1 protein-coding gene is annotated in these 810 nt (G+C 44.1%); it reads left to right on the top strand.

The features are described from left to right. Positions 1-715: Dyp-type peroxidase (locus tag FK268_RS25790; protein WP_146437771.1), on the top strand; the 715-nt coding region annotated here is incomplete at its 5' end. Positions 716-810: the final 95 nt, after the last annotated feature.

The following is an 810-nucleotide window of genomic DNA, read 5'->3' as shown; positions in this document are numbered from 1 at the left end:
ACTCTCTGAAGAGAGTGAAAGTGCTGCTGAATTGGTCGATTTTAGAGAGCTCGGCTACGGCATGGCTAAGGCAACACAGCGAGATATGTTTGTTCATATTAACTCCCATTCCCATCGAATCAACTTCTCAGTCGCACAAGATCTGGTGAAAATTTTTGGAGATCTGATCACCATCGAAGAAGAGGTGCATGGCTTTAGGTGGCTTGAAGCACGTGACCTAGGTGGATTTGTTGATGGAACGGAAAATCCTAAAGGATTGAAGGATCGTACCGAGGTTGCTGTGATTAATGAAGGGATCGATGCCGGCGGTAGTTATGTGATTGCTCAAAAGTGGGTTCACTCCTTAGAGCAGATCAACCATTTTGATCTAAGAACTCAGGAGAATATCTTTGGTCGAACTAAGGTTGATGATATTGAGATGGATGATGATGAGAAGCCGGTAGGCGCACATACAGAGCGTGTTGTGATTGATGAAGATGGGGAAGAGTTAGAGATTGTACGCCATAGCCTTCCTTATGGTTATGCAAGTGGCGAAAAAGGGCTCTACTTCCTCGCTTATAGTGCAGAATTAACACGTTATGAGAAGATGTTAGCGCGAATGTTTGGGGAGGAAGATGAGCATTTCGATCGCATGCTCTCTTATACCCATGCAGTGACCGGAAGTTATCTCTATGCGCCATCGCTTGATCAGCTTGAAGCCATTGGTGCGGCATAATTTTTTAAGAAGCGTCATCGATTAGATGGCGCTTTTTTGATGGAGAAAGGATAAATATTAGGTAGATCTGCTAAAGTGGAATAAGAGGTTCACTC

Origin of the sequence: Tsukamurella sputi (assembly GCF_007858445.1) — a bacterium.
GTDB lineage: Bacteria > Actinomycetota > Actinomycetes > Mycobacteriales > Mycobacteriaceae > Tsukamurella > Tsukamurella sputi.
This window is presented reverse-complemented; position numbering and strand designations above follow the sequence as displayed.